Source organism: Pseudoalteromonas sp. MEBiC 03485 (assembly GCF_004195145.1).
GTDB lineage: Bacteria > Pseudomonadota > Gammaproteobacteria > Enterobacterales > Alteromonadaceae > Pseudoalteromonas > Pseudoalteromonas apostichopi.
Genome location: NZ_SGBT01000001.1, coordinates 1,834,265 through 1,855,976 on the forward strand (window position 1 = coordinate 1,834,265; position 21,712 = coordinate 1,855,976).

14 protein-coding genes are annotated in these 21,712 nt (G+C 44.5%); 8 read left to right on the plus strand and 6 right to left on the minus strand.

Annotated features, from left to right (window positions below; genetic code table 11):
* Positions 1-7 precede the first annotated feature (7 nt).
* The 4 genes from pepP to EVU92_RS08485 all read left to right on the plus strand — a co-directional run bounded on the left by pepP (position 8) and on the right by EVU92_RS08485 (position 5,196).
* Complete coding sequence (gene pepP / locus EVU92_RS08470) at positions 8-1,333, plus strand: Xaa-Pro aminopeptidase (protein WP_130050846.1); 1,326 nt, start codon at positions 8-10, stop codon at positions 1,331-1,333.
* An 8-nt stretch (positions 1,334-1,341) separates the two neighbouring features.
* Positions 1,342-2,523 (plus strand): 2-octaprenyl-6-methoxyphenyl hydroxylase, encoded by a 1,182-nt coding sequence (gene ubiH / locus EVU92_RS08475; RefSeq protein ID WP_130050847.1) that lies wholly within the window; start codon positions 1,342-1,344, stop codon positions 2,521-2,523.
* Positions 2,520-3,686, plus strand: coding sequence for an FAD-dependent monooxygenase (locus EVU92_RS08480; RefSeq protein WP_130050848.1), 1,167 nt, complete (start codon positions 2,520-2,522; stop codon positions 3,684-3,686). The genes ubiH and EVU92_RS08480 overlap by 4 nt, the downstream gene beginning before the upstream one ends.
* 208 nt (positions 3,687-3,894) lie before the next feature.
* Positions 3,895-5,196 (plus strand): MFS transporter, encoded by a 1,302-nt coding sequence (locus tag EVU92_RS08485; RefSeq protein WP_130050849.1) that lies wholly within the window; start codon positions 3,895-3,897, stop codon positions 5,194-5,196.
* Positions 5,197-5,801: 605 nt separating this feature from the next.
* Here EVU92_RS08485 and EVU92_RS08490 read toward each other — a convergent pair.
* Both EVU92_RS08490 and EVU92_RS08495 read right to left on the minus strand, forming a co-directional pair.
* Entirely contained in the window at positions 5,802-7,952 is a 2,151-nt protein-coding gene (locus EVU92_RS08490; RefSeq protein ID WP_130050850.1) for a TonB-dependent receptor, read from the minus strand.
* 843 nt (positions 7,953-8,795) lie between these two features.
* A complete protein-coding gene (locus EVU92_RS08495) occupies positions 8,796-9,641 on the minus strand; it encodes a LysR family transcriptional regulator (protein WP_130050851.1) in 846 nt (281 codons plus the stop codon).
* Between the two features lie 124 nt (positions 9,642-9,765).
* Between EVU92_RS08495 and EVU92_RS08500 the strand changes: the two genes are divergently transcribed.
* From EVU92_RS08500 to gcvP, 4 genes are all read left to right on the plus strand, one after another.
* Complete coding sequence (locus EVU92_RS08500; protein WP_130050852.1) at positions 9,766-10,365, plus strand: hypothetical protein; 600 nt, start codon at positions 9,766-9,768, stop codon at positions 10,363-10,365.
* Between the two features lie 179 nt (positions 10,366-10,544).
* A complete protein-coding gene (gcvT, locus tag EVU92_RS08505) occupies positions 10,545-11,627 on the plus strand; it encodes a glycine cleavage system aminomethyltransferase GcvT (RefSeq protein ID WP_130050853.1) in 1,083 nt (360 codons plus the stop codon).
* Positions 11,628-11,678: 51 nt separating this feature from the next.
* Positions 11,679-12,068: a glycine cleavage system protein GcvH gene (gcvH, locus tag EVU92_RS08510; RefSeq protein WP_054551324.1), complete on the plus strand. Its 390-nt coding sequence runs from the start codon at positions 11,679-11,681 to the stop codon at positions 12,066-12,068.
* Between the two features lie 199 nt (positions 12,069-12,267).
* Positions 12,268-15,159: an aminomethyl-transferring glycine dehydrogenase gene (gene gcvP, locus EVU92_RS08515; RefSeq protein WP_130050854.1), complete on the plus strand. Its 2,892-nt coding sequence runs from the start codon at positions 12,268-12,270 to the stop codon at positions 15,157-15,159.
* Positions 15,160-15,409: 250 nt separating this feature from the next.
* On the opposite strand, the gene ltrA is transcribed toward gcvP, so the two are convergent.
* The 4 genes from ltrA to EVU92_RS08540 form a co-directional block, all read right to left on the minus strand.
* Positions 15,410-16,900, minus strand: coding sequence for a group II intron reverse transcriptase/maturase (gene ltrA, locus EVU92_RS08525; protein WP_130050855.1), 1,491 nt, complete (start codon positions 16,898-16,900; stop codon positions 15,410-15,412).
* Positions 16,901-18,124: 1,224 nt separating this feature from the next.
* Complete coding sequence (locus EVU92_RS08530; protein ID WP_130050856.1) at positions 18,125-18,532, minus strand: hypothetical protein; 408 nt, start codon at positions 18,530-18,532, stop codon at positions 18,125-18,127.
* Positions 18,519-18,974 carry a hypothetical protein gene (locus EVU92_RS08535; RefSeq protein WP_130050857.1) on the minus strand — a complete coding sequence of 152 codons (456 nt, stop codon included), beginning with the start codon at positions 18,972-18,974 and terminating at the stop codon, positions 18,519-18,521. Before EVU92_RS08535 ends, EVU92_RS08530 begins: the two co-directional genes overlap by 14 nt.
* 59 nt (positions 18,975-19,033) lie before the next feature.
* Positions 19,034-21,268, minus strand: a complete 2,235-nt coding sequence (locus EVU92_RS08540; protein WP_130050858.1) for a TonB-dependent siderophore receptor — start codon at positions 21,266-21,268, stop codon at positions 19,034-19,036.
* Positions 21,269-21,712 lie beyond the last annotated feature (444 nt).

Here is a 21,712-nt window from a genome sequence, read left to right on the forward strand (position 1 = left end):
GTTTAGCATGTCGTCTATTGTAATCGATAAAGCTGAATTTAAAGCCCGTCGTGAGCGCCTGCTTGCGATGATGGATAAAAACAGTGTGGCTATTATTCCTGCTGCAGGAGAAGTAACACGTAGTCGTGATACTGAGTATGCATTTCGCCAAGACAGTGATTTCTTCTACCTAACAGGGTTTAACGAACCGGATGCAGTTTTAGTATTGTGTCCGTCGAGCGATACGCCAAGTACTCTTATTTGCCGTAACAAAGACAAACTGGCTGAAATTTGGCATGGTCGCAGAATAGGCTTCGAAAAGGCTAAATCTGAGTACTTATTCGACGCAACTAGCCCACTTACTGAACTAGATGAACAATTATTAGATTTGGTGAACGGCCAGCAGATTTTATTTTATGCACAAGGCACTTACCCAAACTTCGATGCAAAGATCTGGGATTTATTAAGCACACTTCGCGGCGCACCTAAAAAAGGCTACAAAGCCCCGCACACCATTAAAGATATTCGTGGTTTAGTGCACGAAATGCGTTTATTTAAATCTGACGCAGAATTAAACATTATGCGCAAAGCCTGCGAAATTAGTGCGCAAGGTCATATTCGCGCTATGCAGTTTGCCAAACCAGGCGCAACTGAATACCAATTAGAAGCTGAACTGCATCATCATTATGCAATGAATGGTGCTCGTCATCCTGCTTATGGCACGATTGTGGGCAGTGGTGACAACGCCAATATTTTGCACTACACACAAAATGACGCTGAACTAAAAGATGGTGATTTAGTGTTAATTGATTCTGGCTGTGAACTTGAAGGTTATGCGGCAGATATTACACGCACTTTCCCAATCAATGGCAAATTTAGCGAACCTCAAGCAGCGCTTTACAATATTGTATTAGCAGCCCAAGAAGCGGCATTTAGCCAAGTAAAACCGGGTGGTAGTTTGTCTAAAGCCAATGAATTGGCCTCGACGGTACTTACGCAAGGGCTCATTGAGTTAGGCATTCTAACGGGCGAGCTTGATGAACTAATGGCTAACCAAGCGTGCAAAGCCTTTTACATGCATGGACTTGGCCACTGGTTAGGGTTAGACGTTCACGATGTTGGCGAATATAAGCTTGATGAAAAAGAGCGTGTATTTGAACCAGGCATGGTGCTAACCATCGAACCTGGCTTATATATTAGCGAAGATGCAAAAGCACCAGAGCAATATAAAGGCATTGGTATTCGTATTGAAGATAACTTACTTGTCACTCAAGATGGCCATGAAAACCTGACCATTTCGGTTCCAAAAACCATTAGTGACATTGAAGCAGTGATGCAAGCAAACAAAGGCTAGGAGCAAGCGTGGCAAAGCAGTTTGATGTTGTCATTATCGGCGGTGGAATGGCGGGTGCAAGTTGTGCACTGGGCCTAAAACAGAGCAATAAGCAGTTATCAATCGCTGTAATTGAGGCAAATGAAGTAAGCGCAGACTATCACCCAAGCTTTGATGATAGAAGCATTGCGCTGGCTCAGCAGTCGGTGCAATACTTAAAATCAATCAATGCCTTTGATTGCCAAGCGCCATTTGCGGCAGCGATTGAAAAAGTAACCGTATCTGATCGTGGTCATTTTGGTAAAACACATATTGATTGCCAAGAATACGGCCATGATGCCCTTGGCTATGTGGTCGAAGTGAATCCATTTGGGCGTAGTCTTCATCAGCAACTCATGCGAACTGATGTCCGTTTATTTTGCCCTGATACAGTCGCCAAACTTGAATACCAGAGCGACTGTGCCAACATTACACTGAGCTCAGGTGAGCAGTTAAGTGCAAAGCTTGTGGTGATTGCTGATGGTGCTCATTCACAAAGCCGTAAGTTGGCCAATATTGAGTTTAATACCCGCGCTTATCAGCAAGCGGCAATTATTGCCAACATCGAAGTGGCTGGTGGTCATCATCATCATGCTTTTGAGCGTTTTACGGAATACGGCCCAATGGCACTGTTGCCAATGAGTAATAATAGATACTCACTAGTATGGTGCATGGAGCCTGAGCAAGTTGAGCACTATATGACACTTGAAGACGATGCTTTTTTAGCTGCTTTACAAAAAGCATTTGGTTACTGCGGCGGTTCATTTAGCAAAGTAGGCATGCGTGCAAGCTACCCTCTGGTTTACGGTAAAGCAGAGTCACTTAGCAGCCATCGCACGGTATTAATAGGGAATGCAGGCCACGCTATTCACCCAATTGCAGGGCAGGGCTTTAACTTAGGCCTGCGAGATGTACAACTATTGTGTGATATGGCTAATAGAAGCGACCTTGGTGATTACGCTTTTACCCGTTATTACAGTCAAAAGCGTAGCAAGGACATTACTACCGTGATGACACTCACAGACAGCCTAGTGCGTTTGTTCTCAAACTCATCACGATTGCTCGCACTTGGTCGCAGCATTGGCCTTTTCTCAATGGATTTATTCTCCTCGTTAAAAACCCCGCTGGCAAAACAGCTTATGGGTCAGGTTAAGCAAGGTAAACGGATATGAAACAAGCACAAGTTTGTATTGTCGGTGGTGGTTGTGTTGGTCTTACGCTAGCACTTGGTTTAGCAAAAGCAGATATCAGTGTTGTGGTTGTTGATGCAAGTAAAAATCAAACCTTACCGGGTGATGATTATGCACTTCGAGTAAGCGCATTGAGTCTTGCCAGTCAGGGCTTATTTGAGTCTTTGAATGCTTGGCAAGAGATTATTAAACAGCGTGCCACACCTTATACGTCGATGGATGTACGTGACCAAGACAGCTTTGGTAAAATTCATTTTGATCATAACGATCTCGACTTACCACAGCTAGGTCATATCGTTGAAAATGATATTATTCGCTACGCTTTAATTAGCGAACTTGAAAAGCAAAGTAATGCCACTTTATTGTTCGAAACCCGTTATCAGCAAATTCATCAAACTGATTCTGATGTATTTATTACGCTTGAAAGCGGCGAGCCTGTGATTGCTAAATTATTAGTGGCGGCTGATGGTGCCAACTCGGCTATTCGCAAGCAGTTCAATATGCCAATTACTTTTAAAGATTACGACCATCACGCCATTGTTGCTACGGTTAAAACGTCTGATGAGCATAACAACACGGCACGCCAAGTATTTTTGCCAACAGGGCCGCTGGCGTTCTTACCGTTACCAGACAAACACACGCATTCAATTGTATGGTCAACAAGTCCAGAGCACTGCGAAACACTCTTAGCGCTTGATGATAGCAACTTTAATAAAGCAGTAATGGCAGCCCTTGATGGTCAATGTGGTTTATGTGAAGTGCAAAGTGAGCGCATGGCATTTCCACTTAAAATGCGTTACGCCCAGCAGTGGGTGTCTGGCAAAGTGGTATTAATGGGCGATGCAGCGCATACCATTCATCCATTAGCTGGTTTAGGTATGAATCTTGGCCTAAAAGACGCCGCTTATTTAATTGAGCTTTTAAGTAATGAGCAAGGTGAGTTTGCAAGCGCGCGCACACTGCGTGATTATGAACGTACTCGCAAGCTTGATGCACAAAAACACATTGCCATGATGCAAGGCTTAAAAGAGCTATTTGCAGGGGCTAATCCACTGAAAAAACTCGTACGTGGTGTTGGTTTAAGCCTAGTTGATAACCTTGGCCCAATTAAACATTTGTTCGCAAAAGAAGCGATTGGTAAATAACATCTAACTAGTTGTTACTATTTAGTTTAAGCCGCAGCTAAGCAATTAGCTGCGGCTTTTTTGCACTTATATGAACGCAAAATGATAGCGCTGTCATTTTTGTTAGTGTATGATTAAATTTTTGTGATTGGTATGGAAATTAAACAGCTTTATCGAGTTGTATACTAGATTCCAACCAAATAAAAATAATTAAACTAAGAGAACAATTATGGAAGCAACGGTTGAGTGTGACAACAACACAAAACAAAGCATATGGCTGCCAATGGTATTGGCCGGCTCAATGTTTTTTATCTTAGGGTGTATAACGTGGCTTAATGGTGCAATCACACCATTTTTGCAGCAAATGCTTGAGCTTTCGCCGTTACAAGCTTCGTTTATCATCTCTTCTTTTTATATTGCAGTAACAGTTGCCGGCATCCCATCGGCGATGCTGATCAAACGTGTTGGTTATAAGAATGGCATGGCGATTGGCTGTGCGATTATGGCTTTATCGGCGCTGATGTATATTCCAGCTGCGAAACTGCAGATGATCGAGATTTTCTTGTTCGCACAGTTAATGATTGGTGTTGGACAAACCGTGCTACAAACGGCTGTTAACCCATACGTGGTAAAAATGGGCTCTGAAAAATCAGCTGCCGTACGTGTGTGTATCATGGGCTTATTAAACAAATTTGCGGGTGTTATTGTGCCTGTTATTTTTGCTGCTGTAGTAGTAAGCGGCGTTGTAGATGGCGCAGGTAAACTATCGCAAGAACAAAAAGATATTATGGCTAATAGCCTGATCATGCCCTATGTATTGATTGCAGCTTTAATCATGTTATTTGCCGCATTTGCTAAATTTGCTCCATTACCTGATTTAGTTTTTGATGAAGACAAAACATCAAACGGTAAAGGTGAAATTAAAGAAACGCTTGCACACCCACACTTGGTTTTAGGTGTTGTTGGTATTGCACTATACGTTGCTGTTGAAGTTATTGCGGCAGACACAATTGGCTCTTACGCATTACAAATTGGCGTTGCCGACTACTCAGTCATGACCTCTTATACTATGGCGTGTATGTTGATTGGTTACGCAATTGGTATTTTGACTATTCCGCGCTTTATGAGCCAACAAACAGCGTTATTAATGTCGGGTATTGCTGGTATTATTACCGTGTTGCTAGTGGTACTTGGCAGCAATGATTCATTCATTATTTCAAACTTATTATTAGTGCCATTTGGTGGCCCTGAGTTACCGGACCCTCTTTTGTGCATTGCGTTATTAGGCTTTGCTAATGCAATGGTTTGGCCTGCTATTTGGCCACTGGCTTTAGCTGGTTTAGGTCGCTTAACAGGCACTGCATCAGGCTTACTTATTATGGGTATTGCCGGTGGTGCACTCGGCCCATTGTTAATTGGTTTAGGCAATGTTGCTGGCCTTGGCGCACAAGGTGCATATATTGTCATGATTCCAAGCTATGTATTCATTTTATTCTATGCCTTAAAAGGCCATAAGATGAGAAGCTGGTAGTAAACTAGCAAACTAATTATAAAGTTATGCAAAGCCGCGGTACGCCCATCACCGCGGCTTTTTTGATCGTAAACTAAAGCCATCAGCTTTCAGATTGAAAGTTAGCGAGTTAGAAAGAGTAAAGGGGAAAGGTACGAGTTTCGAGGAAAGAGATACGAGGTGTAGGAGGCGTTTTAACGCCAAATTCGTAGCAGCGGGTTTACCGCGCGTAATTTACTGTTTTTTCTGTGGTTCACTATTTTTTTCACAAAGAGAAGACAATGAGAAAAGAATAAGAAAGACCATAAGATTTTGTAGTTTTTCCTCTAAAGCGCAGCGCCTCTTATCCTCTTTGTGATTATTATTTTAAATTATGTTTTCTCTATGTAACGCGAAGCGTCTCGGTGTTCTCTGTGGTTCACTATTTTTTGCACAAAGAGAAGACAATGAGAAGAGAATGAGAAAGACCATAAGATTTTGTAGTTTTTCCTCTAAAGTGCAGCGCCTCTTATCCTCTTTGTGAGTATCTGTTGAGTCACGCGATATAAAATCGCACTAACTCACACCCGCAAAAAAGCCGTGAGATTTTCATCACACGGCTTTTTAAATTTCGCTAAAACGTTTTATTAAAACGAGTAGCTGTAACCCAGTTGTAGGCTACGTGGTTTGCCAGGTTGAATACCACCGTTTGCACGGTTTGCAACGTAGGTTTTGTCAAACAGGTTGTCTATTGTTAAGTACACTTTTTGTTTGTCGTCGATTAAGTATTTAGCAGCTAAATCCCACACAACGCGGCTGTCGATTGCATTGCGACCTGAGTCTGTTAAGTCTGCGTGTGCATCAGACACGTAACGCATTTGTGTATCGAATACAAAGCTTGAGAACTCAGCACCTACAGAAAGCGCTAATTGGTTTTCAGGTACGTATGGCATTGCATCGCCTTTTTCTACGCTACCCCAAAGATCTGACTCAAATGCATTATCGAACTCAGAATCAGTGTAAGTGTATGTTAAGCGAACTGGGAATGAAGCTGCGTTTGTAGCAAACACTTTACCTGCGCTTAGCTCAAAACCAGACACCGATACTTCACCGTAGTTGTATTGATCGCCAATGTTGTCATCGCTACAACCAACAGACGCAGTACAGTTACCGTGCATGTTTGTGTAGTCAGAGTTAAAGTAAATTACTTCACCTTGAATGCCAGCGTAATCGTAACGACCACCTAGCTCAATGTTGACACTCTCTTCTTCTTCTTGGTTTGCATTACCAGGGGCTGCTGGTGCGTAACCTTTTTGAATACCAGCAAGCAGCGTTATGTTGTCGCTTACTGTGTATGTTGCACCTAGAGATGGCACTAAGATCTCAGTGTCGTTGCTGATGTCTTTTGTTAAACCATTTTCACGGTTTGGATCAGACTTAGCCCATTCAACACGTTTGATTGTGATGTCTTCGTAGCGAAGACCAGCGCTAATTACTAATGCATCAAGTGACCACTCATCTTGAATGAAAAGGGTAGTCGCTTCGGCGCTATCTAAACGGTTACTGTTTGAACCTGGAACGCCTTTTTCTGTTAGCGTCATTGATAAGTCTTGGTTAAGTGTGTATTTGTCTTCCCACTGGAAACGATCCATTTCATCTTCATGGTAACGTGCTCCAACAGTAAAGTAGTGGTTACCTGCTGGAATATGGAATTCAGTTTGTAAGCCTTTTGCTTGGTAATCTCGGTTATTTGCTTTTACGCCAACACCCTCAATACCTTCGCTAGTTGGGTTTGCTTCAAATTCACTGTATTGCTCAAGGTAACTTGTGCTTACTTTACTTGCTTTATACCAGTTACGGTGGAAGTCGTTTAAGTAAGCTGTAGCAAGTAGCTCATAACCTTTACCAAAACGGTATGCATAGTTAATTTGGTATGCATTGTGTTGTGTGTTCATTTCGTCGTTTTGCGATGCAGCATAACGACGATAAGGGGTTGCTTGGTAATCAGCGTCAGTTAAACCCATGTAAGTTTCGTCAGAACGCTCGTCTGAGTACTTTAATTTCATTTCTAGGCTGTGTGCTTCGTTGTCACCAAAGTCAAAACCAAACTTTAATAAGAAATCGTTCTTTTCAAAGCCTGTGTTGTCGCTGCCAACTGGTAAGTCTTTAAAGCCATCTGCGCCGTAAGTAAATACTTCTACAAGACCAGCAGCGTTGTTTTTCTTTTTACCGAAGTAAGCATGACCTTTGTAGAAACCATCGCTACCAAGTTCAGCGTTAAGTAAACCTTTAGAGCCTTCTGTTGGTAAGCTACGCGAAACTAAGTTTAAAACACCACCGGTTGTACGCGGACCATACTTAACAGAAGCAGCACCTTTTAGTACTTCGATAGACTCCATACGACCCATAGTAGGGAAGTAGTAAGCAGAAGGAGCAGAGTAAGGTGCAGGTGCTACAAGTACACCATCTTCCATTACAGAGATTTTGTCGTTACGGCCTGTGCCTGTACCACGCATACCGATATTAGGACGAAGACCATAGCCGTCTTCTTCTTGTACATATACACCAGGTACAGCACTTAAAACACGAGAGATATCAGTGTATTCAAACTTTTCTAGTTCTTGCTCGTCTATGAATGTAGCAGAACCTGGAATATCGTTAATTGCAGATGCAGAGCCAATTACAGTGATTTGCTCAAAGTTTTTCTCTTCTTTAGTTACATCTTTTGCAAAAGCATTCGCGCTTAAAGATAAAGCGACCGCAGTCGAAAGCGTAGAAACAATAAACTTAGGTGTCATTGTGTGTCCTGTGTATTTAGATTTTTTTAACGGGCGCAATTAAAACATGTAATATAATGCGAATCAATCCTATTTGTAATAAAAGTACTGTTATCTGTAAGTTGTTGTATTCATTTATTTAAATAAATTACAGTAGTATTGTAATATCATTCTGGTTCGGTGATGTGTTAAGTAAAACTTAACAAGTTAGCGAGTTAGAAAGGGGAAAGAGCAAAGAAGCTTTAAGCTAGATTGTGCCTGCACATAGTTAAATTGAAATGCTCGCCTGTAGGCGTGAAATTTATTTCGCGTGATATTTCTTAAACAACGGGTAATTCGTAGGTCGGGCTTTAGCCCGTCAATGTTAGTGATTATGTGTCGCCATAAATGACGATCTACAATATTTTTTTGCACAAAGAGAAGAGAATGAGAAGAGCCAAAAGAGAGTTTGTTTTCCTCTGAAGCGAAGCGTCTCTTGTCCTCTTTGTGATTTTTACTTTCTCTATATAGCGCGAAGCGCCTCGGGGCTCTCTGGGATTCAATATTTTTTGCACAAAGAGAAAAGAATGAGAAGTGAATGAAACAAGCCAAAAAGAGTTTGTTTTCCTCTAAAGCGCAGCGTCTCTTTTTCTCTATGTGATCATTACTTTCTCTATGTAGCGCGAAGCGCCTCGGTGTACTCTGTGGTTCAATATTTTTTTTGTACAAAGAGAAGACAATGAGAAGTGAATGAGTAACCCAATAAAAATTATTAGTTACTATCCTCTAAAGCGAAGCGTCTCTTTTTCTCTTTGTGAATATTCATTTTATTATGCGATATGAAATCGCTGCTACAATTTTGCTAACTTGCTAACTCACTCACACCTATGTCAAACGCAGGGCGATGAACTCAGCAAGTTTATCGACGGCGGTTCCTGGGTCTTCAGTGCGTTTAATTAAACTAATACCTATTTGCCCAAGTTCAGGTAGGTCTTTGGTTTGTAATTGGTAATTCAGCTCATTAGGTACGGTGCTTTTTGCGAGCACAGTAATGCCTAAGCCTTCTTTTAACGCGGCAGTCAGGCCGGTTAAGTCAGCATTACTGTAGGCAATACGGTATTTAATACCGGCACTTTGTAGTGCTTCTATTGCTCTGCGGCGATAAATACATCCCTCAGGAGCGGTGACTAGCGTTACCACATCGTTTTGTGCAAGGTTTAAATCGCCTACCCATACTAATTGGTCTTGCATAAAAATAGGGAACTTGGCTGACTCTAGCTCTTCGTTTAATGCCAGTACTAAATCGAATTGATCTTGGCGCGAGACCGACAACAAATGTTTACTCAAGCGAGAGCGAACTTCTAGTGATACATCCGGGTAGAGGGCAACGAAGTCACCAATGATTGAAGGTAGAATACGTGCGGCAAATTCACTGGGGATCCCCAAGCGCACTTTACCTGTGACATTTTCGCTGGTGAACTGCTGCAAAATAGCATCGTTTTGTTGCAGCATTTGTTTAGCTAATGGCATAAGCAATTCGCCATATTGATTAAGTACTTGGCGCTGACCTTGCTTTTTGAATAGCTTATGGCCAAGCATGTCTTCTAGGCGCTTAATTTGTAAGCTCACAGCAGGTTGCGATAGCCCCAATAATTCACCTGCTTTGGCAAACCCGCCAACTTCAACAACGGTTACTAAAGTACGTAAGCTATCGGTAGAAATGTTCTTCATTAAAAAATTCTATTTATAGGGCTATATATATAAGCATTATTTATCAATTGATAAATAATTACAATTTGTTGTTGCCAGCACGGCGCAATATACTTCAAGCATTAACGATTGATAGGTGTCACATATGACTTTTACGCCAATAATGTTTGCTCGCCACAGCCAAGCTGAGACTCCAGCAGATAATGTGCTACGAGCTAATAGCGATATTGCCATTATGGATTTTAGTGGCACTGAAGCAATCCCATTTTTAACGGCTATTTTAGGTCTTGATATCAATAAGCTAACTGCTAGCGGTTTAGGCTTACGTAGTTCATTAGACGATGACCTAACAAGCAGCTACGCTTATGCCCTGTACTACTTTAACGAAACTGCATTTCGTTTTGTGTTAGGTAAAGATGCTAGCGTGCAATTACAGTCGCTTATAAATGAGCAACAACTACGTTACGACATTGATTATGTAATGCGTGACGATTTAAGCGCGCTAACCCTAAGTGGTGAGCAGGCGTTTGATGCCTTGGTAGACAGCTTTAAGCTAACACCGGGGCTGCGTTTATCAGACATGCGCAGTTGTTATGGTGCACAAAGCGGTGAGGTATTTATTACCGCGATAGATAACCAAGCAACACAGCAATTTCAGCTGGTGGCGCGCCAAGCAGAGCTTGATAAATGGCAAACGCACTTACAGCAGCTCGGCTTTGATTTAGCCTTAGCCAACGTTGCTTAAAACATAAAATATTTAAAACAGCTACGCACTTGGGTGTTTAGCTGTTTTTTAGTTACAAAATCGCAATTTGGGTGTGACAACTGTGCAACTAATGTATAATCGCCGCCCATGTTATTCCCCCTCATTAAATTGAGGCCACGCCCCACACTAGTGGGTTAATTTAAAAGTGAAGGAATATTATGACTTCTAAAACAGTTTTACATGCTAAGCACCTAGAAGCTGGCGCAAAAATGGTTGATTTTCACGGCTGGGAAATGCCAATCAACTACGGCTCACAAATCGAAGAGCATAATGCGGTTCGCACAGATGCAGGTATGTTTGACGTATCTCACATGACAATTGTCGATATTCAAGGCGAGCAAGCACAAGCGTTCTTACGTAAGCTAGTTGCAAACGACGTTGCTAAGTTAACCGTACCGGGTAAAGCACTTTACACAGGTATGCTTAACGAAGAAGGCGGCGTAATCGACGACCTTATCATCTACTTCTTCTCAGAAACGAACTACCGTTTAGTTGTTAACTCAGCAACGCGTGAAAAAGATTTAGCGCATTTAGCTAAAGTTTCAGCTGATTTCGCCGTAACGGTAACTGAGCGTCCTGAGTTTGCAATGATTGCTGTTCAAGGCCCAAATGCACGTGCCAAAACAGCAACAGTACTTACTACAGAGCAACAAGCTGCAGTTGAAGGTATGAAGCCTTTCTTTGGTGTGCAAGCAGGTGATTTATTTATTGCGACAACAGGCTATACTGGCGAAGATGGTTATGAAATCGTAGTACCTAACGATCAAGCTGCTGATTTATGGCAACAACTTCTAGACGCAGGCGTAGCGCCAGCAGGTCTAGGTGCTCGTGATACATTACGTCTTGAAGCAGGTATGAACCTTTACGGTCTAGATATGGACGAAAGCGTTTCTCCACTTGCTGCAAACATGGCGTGGACAATCGCATGGGAGCCAGAAGATCGTAAGTTTATTGGTCGTGAAGTATTAGAACAGCAACGCGCTGACAAGAGCACAGACAAACTAGTTGGTTTAGTGCTTGAAGAAAAAGGCGTATTGCGTAGCGGTTTAAAAGTAATCGTTGAAGGTGGTGAAGGGGTGATTACCTCTGGTACATTCTCACCAACCCTTGGTCACAGTGTTGCGCTAGCACGCGTTCCGCGTTCAACTGGCGAAACAGCCCAAGTAGAGATGCGTAAAAAACTGGTTAACGTTAAGGTTGTTAAACCTTGCTTTGTACGTAACGGCAAATCAGTTATCTAAACTATAAAAAATTTGGTGTTATCACCCAATATAAACCAAAGGAACAAAAAGATGAGCAATATCCCAAGCGAATTAAAATATGCTACTTCACACGAGTGGGTTCGCGACGAAGGTGACGGTACGTTTACTGTAGGTATCACTGAGCACGCACAAGAACTTCTTGGCGACATGGTATTCGTTGAATTACCAGAAGTTGGTGATGAAGTTGACGCGGGTGAAGACTGCGCAGTAGCTGAGTCTGTAAAAGCAGCATCAGACATCTACGCACCAATCGGCGGTGAAATCGTTGCAATCAACGAAGAGCTTGAAGATTCGCCTGAAACAGTAAATAACGACCCGTACACTGACGGTTGGTTATTCCGTATCAAAGCATCTGACACATCAGAGCTTGATAACCTGTTAGACGCTGAAGGCTACGCTAACACAATCGACGAAGACTAATTAATTAGTCACGCCGACTAAAAGCCCCGTCTAGATCCCCAGCTAATTAAATGCGTAGCTTGGGTTTCACTGGGGCTTTTATGATTTTATAGCTTACTTTTCCATACGCTGTAAGTTACTGAATCAACCTGTTTTTAAGTTATTGCCAGTTACCCATTGGCAGTAACCACTTTTTTTTGGATCATAGGAATCTGGACAAATGTCAAACGCCAAATCTCTTGAACAATTAGAGCAAAAGCAAGATTTTATTCGCCGTCACATTGGGCCAAGCCCAGCGCAAGTAAGCGACATGCTGAGCGCTCTTGGAGTATCGAGTGTTGAAGAGCTGATCGGTCAAACGGTACCTGCAAGCATTCGCTTAGAGCAAGGTTTATCAATTGGCGAAAGCCGCACTGAAGTTGAAACACTAAGCTACTTAAAATCAGTAGCAAGCAAAAATAAAGTGTTCAAATCATACATCGGTCAAGGCTACCACCCAACTCACGTACCACACGTAATTTTACGTAACGTACTTGAGAACCCAGGCTGGTACACTGCGTATACACCATACCAACCAGAGATTGCACAAGGTCGTTTAGAATCATTATTAAACTTCCAGACTATGACCCTAGACCTAACAGGTCTTGATTTAGCAAGCGCGTCATTACTTGACGAGTCAACGGCTGCTGCAGAAGCAATGGGCCTTGCAAAGCGCGTTGCTAAAGCTAAAAAAGCAAACATCTTCTTCATTGCTGATGACGTACATACACAAACTATCGACGTTGTTGCTACACGTGCAGACCAGTTTGGTTTTGAAGTGGTTGTTGGTCCTGCAAGCGAAGCGGCTAATCATGAGATTTTTGGTGCATTATTCCAATACCCATCAACAACCGGTGAAATCACTGACGTAACTGACCTAATCGCACAAGTACAAGACAAAAAAGCGATTGCCTGTGTTGCTGCAGACATCATGAGCTTATTAATGCTTAAAGCACCAGGTAAACTAGGTGCAGACGTAGTACTTGGTTCAGCACAGCGTTTTGGTGTACCTATGGGTTACGGTGGTCCACACGCTGCATTCTTCGCAACACGCGACAAGTACAAGCGTTCACTACCAGGTCGTATTATCGGTGTTTCTAAAGACCGTTTAGGTAACGACGCACTACGTATGGCAATGCAAACACGTGAACAACACATTCGTCGTGAAAAAGCTAACTCGAACATCTGTACAGCGCAAGTATTACTAGCGAACATGGCAGCGTTCTACGCGGTTTACCACGGTCCACAAGGCCTGAAAACGATTGCTGAGCGTATTCACCGTTTTGCAGACATCTTAGCTGCAGGCTTAAAAGCGAAAGGTGTAAACCTTAAGCACGACACATGGTTCGATACACTGACTGTTGTTGCAGATAACAAAGACGAAATCGTTGCACGAGCAGTAGCAAACGGCGTTAACTTTGCGTCTAACCGTGCAGGTGAATACTCAATTTCTGTATCAGAAACAACAACCCGTGCAGACGTAGCAGAGCTATTCGACATCATCTTAGGTGAAGGTCACGGCCTAAGCGTTGACGCACTGGCGAACGAAATCGAAGTAAACGGCAGCAACTCTATTCCTGCAAGCCTAGTACGCGATGACGAAATTTTAACGCACCCTAACTTCAACTCGTACCACAGCGAGACTGAAATGTTGCGTTACATCAAGCGCCTAGAGAACAAAGACTTAGCGCTTAACCACTCAATGATCTCATTAGGTTCATGTACCATGAAACTTAATGCGACAGCTGAGATGATCCCTATCACTTGGCCTGAGTTTGCAAACTTACACCCATTCTGCCCACTTGATCAGGCAGCGGGTTACCAAATCATGATGACTGAGCTACATGATTGGTTAGTAAACATCACAGGTTACGATGCAGTTTCACTACAACCTAACTCAGGTGCACAAGGTGAATATGCAGGCTTAATCGCAATTCGTAAATACCACGAGTCACGCGGTGAAGGTCACCGTAACGTATGTTTGATCCCAAGTTCAGCGCACGGTACAAACCCAGCGTCTGCACAAATGGCAAGCATGAAAATCGTGGTTGTTGACTGTGATAAAAACGGTAACGTTGATATGGCAGACCTTAAAGCGAAAGCCGAAGAGGTATCTGAAAACTTATCTTGTATCATGATCACTTACCCATCTACACACGGTGTTTACGAAGAAACAATTCGTGAAATCTGTGACATCGTGCATGAGCACGGCGGTCAAGTGTACATGGACGGCGCAAATATGAACGCGCAAGTAGGTGTTACAAGCCCAGGTTCAATCGGTTCTGACGTATCGCACCTTAACCTACACAAAACATTCTGTATTCCACACGGTGGTGGTGGTCCAGGTGTTGGCCCAATCGGTGTTAAATCTCACCTAGCGCCATTTATGCCAAACCACAGCGTAATTAATGTTGCTGGCACAAACATCGGTAACGGTGCGGTTTCTGCTGCTCCTTACGGCTCAGCAGCTATTTTACCAATCTCGTGGGCATACATTGCCATGATGGGCTCTGAAGGCTTAAAACAAGCAACTGAAATGGCTATCGTGAATGCTAACTACTTATCTGAGAAGCTAAGCGAGCACTACCCAATTTTATACCGTGGCCGTAACAACCGCGTTGCGCACGAGTGTATTGTTGACCTACGCCCAATCAAAGAGCAAACAGGCGTTACAGAAATGGACGTAGCTAAACGTCTACAAGACTACGGTTTCCATTCACCAACTATGTCATTCCCAGTAGCTGGCACACTAATGATTGAGCCAACTGAGTCTGAGTCTAAAGTTGAGATCGACCGTTTCATCGAAGCAATGGTGTCAATCAAGTCAGAAATCGACCGTATCGCATCTGGCGAATGGTCAATTGAAAACAACCCGCTAGTGTTTGCACCGCACACACAAGCAGACGTACTAGGCAATGAGTGGGATCGTGCATACGACCGTTTCTACGCTGCATTCCCAGTACCAAGCGTAGCAAAAGACAAATTCTGGCCTACAGTAACCCGTATCGATGACGTATACGGCGACCGTAACCTAGTTTGTTCATGCCCAGCGGTTGAGACTTACCGAGACTAAGGTTTAATTGATAACTGGTAATGAAGATTGTGACAGTTTTAATGAAGTCTGTGACAGTTAATTAAGATTGTGACAATCTAGCTAGTTGAACACTAAAAAGGCGAACCGAAAGGTTCGCCTTTTTGTTAACTCGTTTTTGTCGGATAGACGACACCTGTTACCAAGTGTCGCCCTCCTAAGAACCGTACGTGCAACTTTCACTGCATACGGCTCAAGCCTTCACGAAGGCACCTAATTGGTACCCAGCAACTTATAAAGCAGCGAGATTAGGCTCATTCCAAGAGTTGCGGCATTGCCTCTTTGCTTTTCTCTTTGCCAAGTATTCTTGGTATAAAGGATCAAAAGGCGTAGCTTCACTCCTGATTTTCACATGTCTCTCTATTGGCACCTTAGCTATTTGAAATAGATTAAACTGACAATCCATGTTCATGTTCATGTTCATGTTCATGCTCTTCTGCCAACCGTGAAATTGCCATTGGCCTCGACGGTTGATAAAGTACTTCATGGCGATCCAAGTTTTTGATTTTGTTGGATGACGCCTTTTAGCCCAATGCCATAACGCTAGAAATAGTTTGTGGCTCACATATCCGAATACTTGTTTGGCAACGCAATGGCGATAGTAATTCGACCAACCCCTGAGTTTCGGATTTATCAACTTGATTAGATCGTTAACGGGGGTAGTTGCGTGCTTTTTAATGAGTTCGCGCAAGTTACTCAGAAATATTAACGTGTTAGATTTGCTCGGTTTAATGAGCAGTTTTCCTTTGTACTTCCTATGGTTAAAGCCTAGGAAGTCAAAACCACGGCTAATGTGGGTAATGTGCGTTTTCTCTTCGGAGAGCGTTAAGCCTCTATGTGCTAAGAAGTCAGCAATCAACGGTTTGATATCGTTCTCCAGCACGTCCTTTGAAGTGCATGTGACTACGAAATCATCGGCGTATCCTATAAAGTTGGCTCTCGCCCCATTTTTAAGTGCGGTGGACTTAATGCGTTGCTCAAGACCTGCAAGAGTCATCAGCATCAAGGTTGGAGATATGATCCCGCCTTGTGGTGTTCCCTCGTCAGTGCGATAGAACAGCCCTTTGTCCATAAAACCAGACTTTAACCATTGTTCCAACATTCGTTTATCTACAGCTATATTATTCATAAGCCATTGATGCCCAATCTTGTCGAAACAGGCTTTGATATCTCCCTCAAGAACCCATTGCGCGGATTGCTTTTTACTCAAACAGAGAAAACACTGAGCAATAGCATCAGCAGTGCTTCTATTGCGCCGAAATCCGTAGCTATTTGGGTCAGCAAGTGTTTCTGACACAGGCTCTAGTGCAAGAAGGTGAAGCGCTTGTAGCGCTCTATCGACCATGCACGGGATACCCAAAGGTCTGAGCTTGCCGTTTTTCTTAGGGATGTAGATACGCTTGAGCGGTTTGGCTTGATAAGCCTTTCTGCTCAATTGATTGACTGCTTTCATGCGGCGCGTATCCGTATTCCAGATGACGCCGTCTATTCCGGGCGTTTTACTGCCTTTGTTTTGTGATACTCGCTTAACAGCAAGAAGTTTTGCCGAATGCGAGTGAGTCAGTATCCACTGCAACGCTTTCGCTTTGCTGTGTTTACCTTCTCTTGTTGCTTTTGCAATACGCATCTGAAGCTTTAAAACGTGCGACTCAACAGTTTTCCAATTTATGGATTGCCATTGAGCACTGTCAGGGGAGGCACTAATCTCTTTTGAAATCATCATTTGCGTTTCTCCTTGAATAAAGTTCTTCAAATTCTCTTGCAACGGAAGACCAGTCGGAAGTCAGCTCACTTTCGTGCCAGACAGACGTCTGTATCTGCATCATTACAATCCAGCCTTTGCTTTCTCCAACATCCTCTACCTGCATCACTATCGGCTATATAAGCTTTCCCAAAGGGAGTGATACAGGCTTACCGTGTTCCGTATGTTGCGCAATGTCAGGTTAGATGCCCGCTATAGTGCGGAGAGTTCAGTGATCACGAAAGAGCATGGGGCAATCTCTTTCCGACTCTCGTGCCTTTTGGCTACAGCGTATTAACCACTTCCGCTGTTTCATCGTATAACGCACCTTACGCGGATTCACTTATGTTCATCATACTGACTGCCTAGCACTCACCCGATTTGTGGTTATCAGGAGGATCGTCCTCTCACGATTAAGATCCCGATTGGCGCATACCAACCTTCGTTACATTGTCAGAGCCGCTACTTTATTCAGGCTCCTAGGATCATCTGGTGATACAGATGGTTCACTCATTAAGCGGTGAACAGCGCTTCATACGACTTCACGTCGCACGCCCCAAAACGTGTTTAGTCGAGCATCGCAAATGAGCGAACTAGAGCCTCTCATTGAATATTGCTAAGATGGGAAGCTCTGTTAATTATGCTCTTAAAAGCGCTCATCAAAATTGAAATACATGCTAATGCCCATATAATGATCATATTGAGATAAAAAGAATTGAAAACAGAGGATAAAATTTTATGCTAGAAGTCATACTACTAACAGCACTTACTATAGCTGGTGTGTTTGCCTCCTATTTTTTTATGTTCGATAAAACGCCTCTCAGAAAAGAAGACAAGCGAGACTAATTCTTAGCGTTGAGTTTAGTATAGTTTAGGTATAAAGAGGCACTGGAGCTATAGGCAAAAAACGGCTGGCTTTGGTTACACATTAGAGATTACTAATAGACTGCTATTGGCACACAACTTTCCTTCATCTCTAACACGCTTTTGTCCAAAAACGAGCTTGTCCGGCCATCTGCTTCTGGCTCATAGCTGCCTGCCAGATAAAGTTCAAACCTATTTATCGGAATTGTAAGATCAAATATGAGCTACTACAACTTACAAGAAAGGTATTTCCTCTCTTCATGGTCGGCCAAGGGGTTGCCGGAGTATGGGGTCTCCGGCGGTATCGGTCTTCTTGATGATATCAACAACAGGCCATTTGTGCTAAGACGCAGGGGATGATGTGGATTTCCCAGAAAGCAGTCCCTTGGCAATCTCCATCGCGTCCTCGTGCGACGAGGCAAGCATTAACGGGTAGCCCCAGAACTTGGCGAAAAGCATTGCAAACGCCTTGATGGCAAGACGTTTGGCTTGGCTGGGTTCAATCAGAATCATGGCCAGAACCAGCTCGCGTAATTCCGCCTTGTGCTCTTTCAACCAAAACGCAGTGCGTCTTTTGTCTTCCGGTGAGTGCGCATGGTCTTCAGCAGGTGCGGTATCGGTCAATATCACGAAGGGTTCGCCGCGCTGCAAATTGGCCTCGAATGCTTCAAAGTCCTTCTCGTGGTCATGTTCCGGCTCATGCGAAAAGCTCATCCAGACGAAGGGGAAGTTTGTGCTATTCATCGACATTTTGTACCCCTTTGCTTTTGAGTTGACGCCAGGTGGTCACAATAGCAAGGACACCGGGCAAGGTGATGAAAAAAACGGCGGAGAAAGCAACGTACCAACCGTCGCGAACCCCATCGGCGATCCCGCCGAGAGTATTTAGGACAACCATCAGACTACCGAGAACCAGCGCTACCCACAGCGCCTTGCGGGTTCCGATCAGCGCAATAAGCACGGTGATGATCCAACAACCATAAAATGTGGGGAATACCCACAGTACGTTGGGCTCAAACGTCATCGTCGGCGTTACTCCATGTGCTCTCACAAAGCCGTTGACGTAAAAGAACAACTGGAAGGTGACAAAAAGCACGGCACCCACGCAGGTGGTCAGCCAAAATAGGGCAACCCTGTTCTGTTGTTGGGGAGCTGTAGGGTAGCGTTGGTATAGATTAGATGGGGATGACATAGTTTTCTCTCTTATTAAGTTAGGTATTAGCAAGAGCGAATGTGCTATAAAGGCCACACTCACAACTTGTAGTTCAGTGTTAACATAACGTTGCGCGGTGCGCCGTAGCTTACGGTGTCGAAGTCTCCCTTCTGTAGCGCATACTTCTTGTCGAAAAGATTGTTAAGGTTGACTGACAGATCGAACTTCTGGGTGATGTCGTAACGTCCCATCAGTGATACCAAAGCATAGGAACCCTGTTCCCCACCCAATGTGCTCGTCCCGGTATTGGGCGTTTGGTAGAAGCGGCTTTGCCATTTAATCCCGCCACCGAGCGTCAATGAGTGCCAGTCTCCGGGCAACTGGTAGGTATTGAAAAGTTGGGCCGTAGTGCGCGGTAGTTTTGAATTCAGACGCACGCCATCGCCATCTTCCGCTGTGAAATGAGTGATACCTGCGTAGATGTTCCAACCTAGTGCCAGCTCACCCTGCAAGTCCAACTCGATTCCCCGTGATTTCGTTCCATCAGCGCCCTTATAAGTTTGGGCACCGCCAGGGGTATAACTTCCGGCGACCACCTGCGCCGCGTTGTTCAGTTTGGTGTCGAACAAGGCCACCGACGCATTCAGACGCCCATCCATGTAAGCACCTTTGAGGCCGATTTCCTTGGTTTTTCCCTTTGACGGCGTGAGCACATTGCCGCTGCTGTCGCGATAGTCGGTTTGCGGATTGAATATGCTCGTGTAGCTGACGTAGCTCGAATAGGTTTTGTTAATGTCGTAGACCAAGCCTGCATACGGGGTGAATTCACCGCTCTTTTTGTAGTGCAATGAGGTACCACTGACGTCGTCGATTTCGTAGTTACTGAAGCGGCCGCCGATAATGAGTTTTAGCGGATCGGCCAGCGAAAACCGGGCTGCGCTATAAATACCGCTCTGCTTGACTCGGGTATGGGTCGGTACCGAAGCCATGGTCTCGAAGTCAGGTCGGGGATGGGCTGGACTCAAGTCATAGACATTGACTGCTGCAGTGCTGACATAGAATGGTGAAATATCCGCTTGGCGAGATGTGCGGCGTGAACTTTTCGCCCCCACCACTAAATCGTGTTTGCGCCCCTGCAATTCGAAGGGGCCGCTTGCCATCACATCGAAGGTATTTTGACGACTGCGACCGCCGGATGCCAGCGCGACCGGATAGGCCCCGTAAGGAAAAAAGCCTAGGCCTGTCTCACGATCGGGGCGGCCGACCAGACCAAGCAATTCGGCATCGAATTCTGTGCGGTACTGGTTAGCGGTGGCTTTAATATTCCAGCCATTATCGAAGACATGCGCTATCTCGGCAAACGCCGTCTTGAGGGTGTTGTCCCAGTGGCTCCACTCTTGCGCATAGTTCTTGCCGCGAGAATACTCCGCCTGTGTACCGTCGCTAAACCATAACGGCAAACCACCCCAGGTCGCCCCCTTCGGCATGATGCTCTGATAGTCATAACCTAGGCTCAACGTGGTGTCCTTGGTTAGATCCGCCTCGATGATACCGTAGAACCCTTTCCGCTCCGGCTTGTAGTCGTCGAGATACGAATGTCCGTCTTGATACGTTCCCACGATACGGGCGCGAATACGACCATCTTCGGCCAACGGCATCGATAGGTCGGTCAAGCCCCAATAAGTGTCCCAGCTTCCCGCACCAATTGAGGCGGCTGCCGAGAAGTCACGGGTTGGGCGTTTGCGCACCAGGTTGATGGCGGCCGAGGGATTGCCGGTGCCCGTCAGCAAACCGGAGCCACCGCGCACGACTTCGACCCGCTCGTAGAACGCGGTATTGAGCGAACCAATGCCGCTGCCATTGACGACATCGCCGACGGCGATGGGAATACCGTCGTACTGAACGTTGTTGATCAAGAACCCGCGAGAATAGAAACTCGTGCGCTCACTGTCGGACTGGTTCAACGTGATGCCCGTGGTGTTGTCCAGCACATCCTGCACTGAATTCAACTGTTGATCATCTATGCGCTGGCGCGTGATCACCGTTACTGCATTTGGCGTTTCCTGCAGCGACAGCGGCAGGCCCGTCGCCGCTGCAGTCTCACCCATGGTGTAGGCGTTAGTACCTTCACCTATTACCGTTATAATTGGCATGTTTACTGTTTTCTTAGACGTTTTATCCCCATCCTTGTTTTGTAGTTGCCCTGATTCACTGGCGCATACGCTCTGAGTGCTGATGAGGACTATCGCCGCAACAACAGAGCTAAGTACGGTGCTGGGTGTGCTCTTCTCAATTTCCCCACGAAGCTTCCTTATAGTTTTGCTATAACTCATTTAATAATACTCATTTTCAATTAGAGGCTTTATTTAATAATAAAATTGCCTGGGTGTAATGGTGTAATTAGGCCTGATTGTTATTCATTTCGGCCAAATATATTTGCCTCACTGTTTTTGGCCTTACTGAAAAATGAATTGACTTGATTTCGCCATGTGGAATCCCCATCGTGCAGGTCGATTGTGCTTTCTTCTGGTCTGCTATTCTTCAACCCAGCGTGCTTGGTTTGCCAAATATGGAATCCGTGATTAATACAGAAAAGGTCTATCCTGCCAGACACCGATATCAAAACCACGGATTCGCTCTGGTTTTGATAGCGGAATTTTAGGCATTAGTGTCTTATAGAGACTTCGCAGCAGCTCCAGCAAGGTAGCCGTGGGGATATTAATTCTGTGAGGGGTTACTGATTGCACCGATGCCAGTGGGCTGTCCATCATTCACCA

Bases quoted from the DNA above. Each gene is read 5' to 3' on its own strand.
- gcvT (WP_130050853.1), top strand. From the start codon at position 10,545: ATGACTTCTAAAACAGTTTTACATGCTAAGCACCTAGAAGCTGGCGCA.
- pepP (WP_130050846.1), top strand. From the start codon at position 8: ATGTCGTCTATTGTAATCGATAAAGCTGAATTTAAAGCCCGTCGTGAG.
- EVU92_RS08480 (WP_130050848.1), top strand. From the start codon at position 2,520: ATGAAACAAGCACAAGTTTGTATTGTCGGTGGTGGTTGTGTTGGTCTT.
- EVU92_RS08530 (WP_130050856.1), bottom strand. From the start codon at position 18,532: ATGTCGATGAATAGCACAAACTTCCCCTTCGTCTGGATGAGCTTTTCG.
- EVU92_RS08495 (WP_130050851.1), bottom strand. From the start codon at position 9,641: ATGAAGAACATTTCTACCGATAGCTTACGTACTTTAGTAACCGTTGTT.
- EVU92_RS08490 (WP_130050850.1), bottom strand. From the start codon at position 7,952: ATGACACCTAAGTTTATTGTTTCTACGCTTTCGACTGCGGTCGCTTTA.
- EVU92_RS08535 (WP_130050857.1), bottom strand. From the start codon at position 18,974: ATGTCATCCCCATCTAATCTATACCAACGCTACCCTACAGCTCCCCAA.
- EVU92_RS08500 (WP_130050852.1), top strand. From the start codon at position 9,766: ATGACTTTTACGCCAATAATGTTTGCTCGCCACAGCCAAGCTGAGACT.
- EVU92_RS08540 (WP_130050858.1), bottom strand. From the start codon at position 21,268: ATGAGTTATAGCAAAACTATAAGGAAGCTTCGTGGGGAAATTGAGAAG.
- gcvH (WP_054551324.1), top strand. From the start codon at position 11,679: ATGAGCAATATCCCAAGCGAATTAAAATATGCTACTTCACACGAGTGG.
- ltrA (WP_130050855.1), bottom strand. From the start codon at position 16,900: ATGATGATTTCAAAAGAGATTAGTGCCTCCCCTGACAGTGCTCAATGG.
- EVU92_RS08485 (WP_130050849.1), top strand. From the start codon at position 3,895: ATGGAAGCAACGGTTGAGTGTGACAACAACACAAAACAAAGCATATGG.
- gcvP (WP_130050854.1), top strand. From the start codon at position 12,268: ATGTCAAACGCCAAATCTCTTGAACAATTAGAGCAAAAGCAAGATTTT.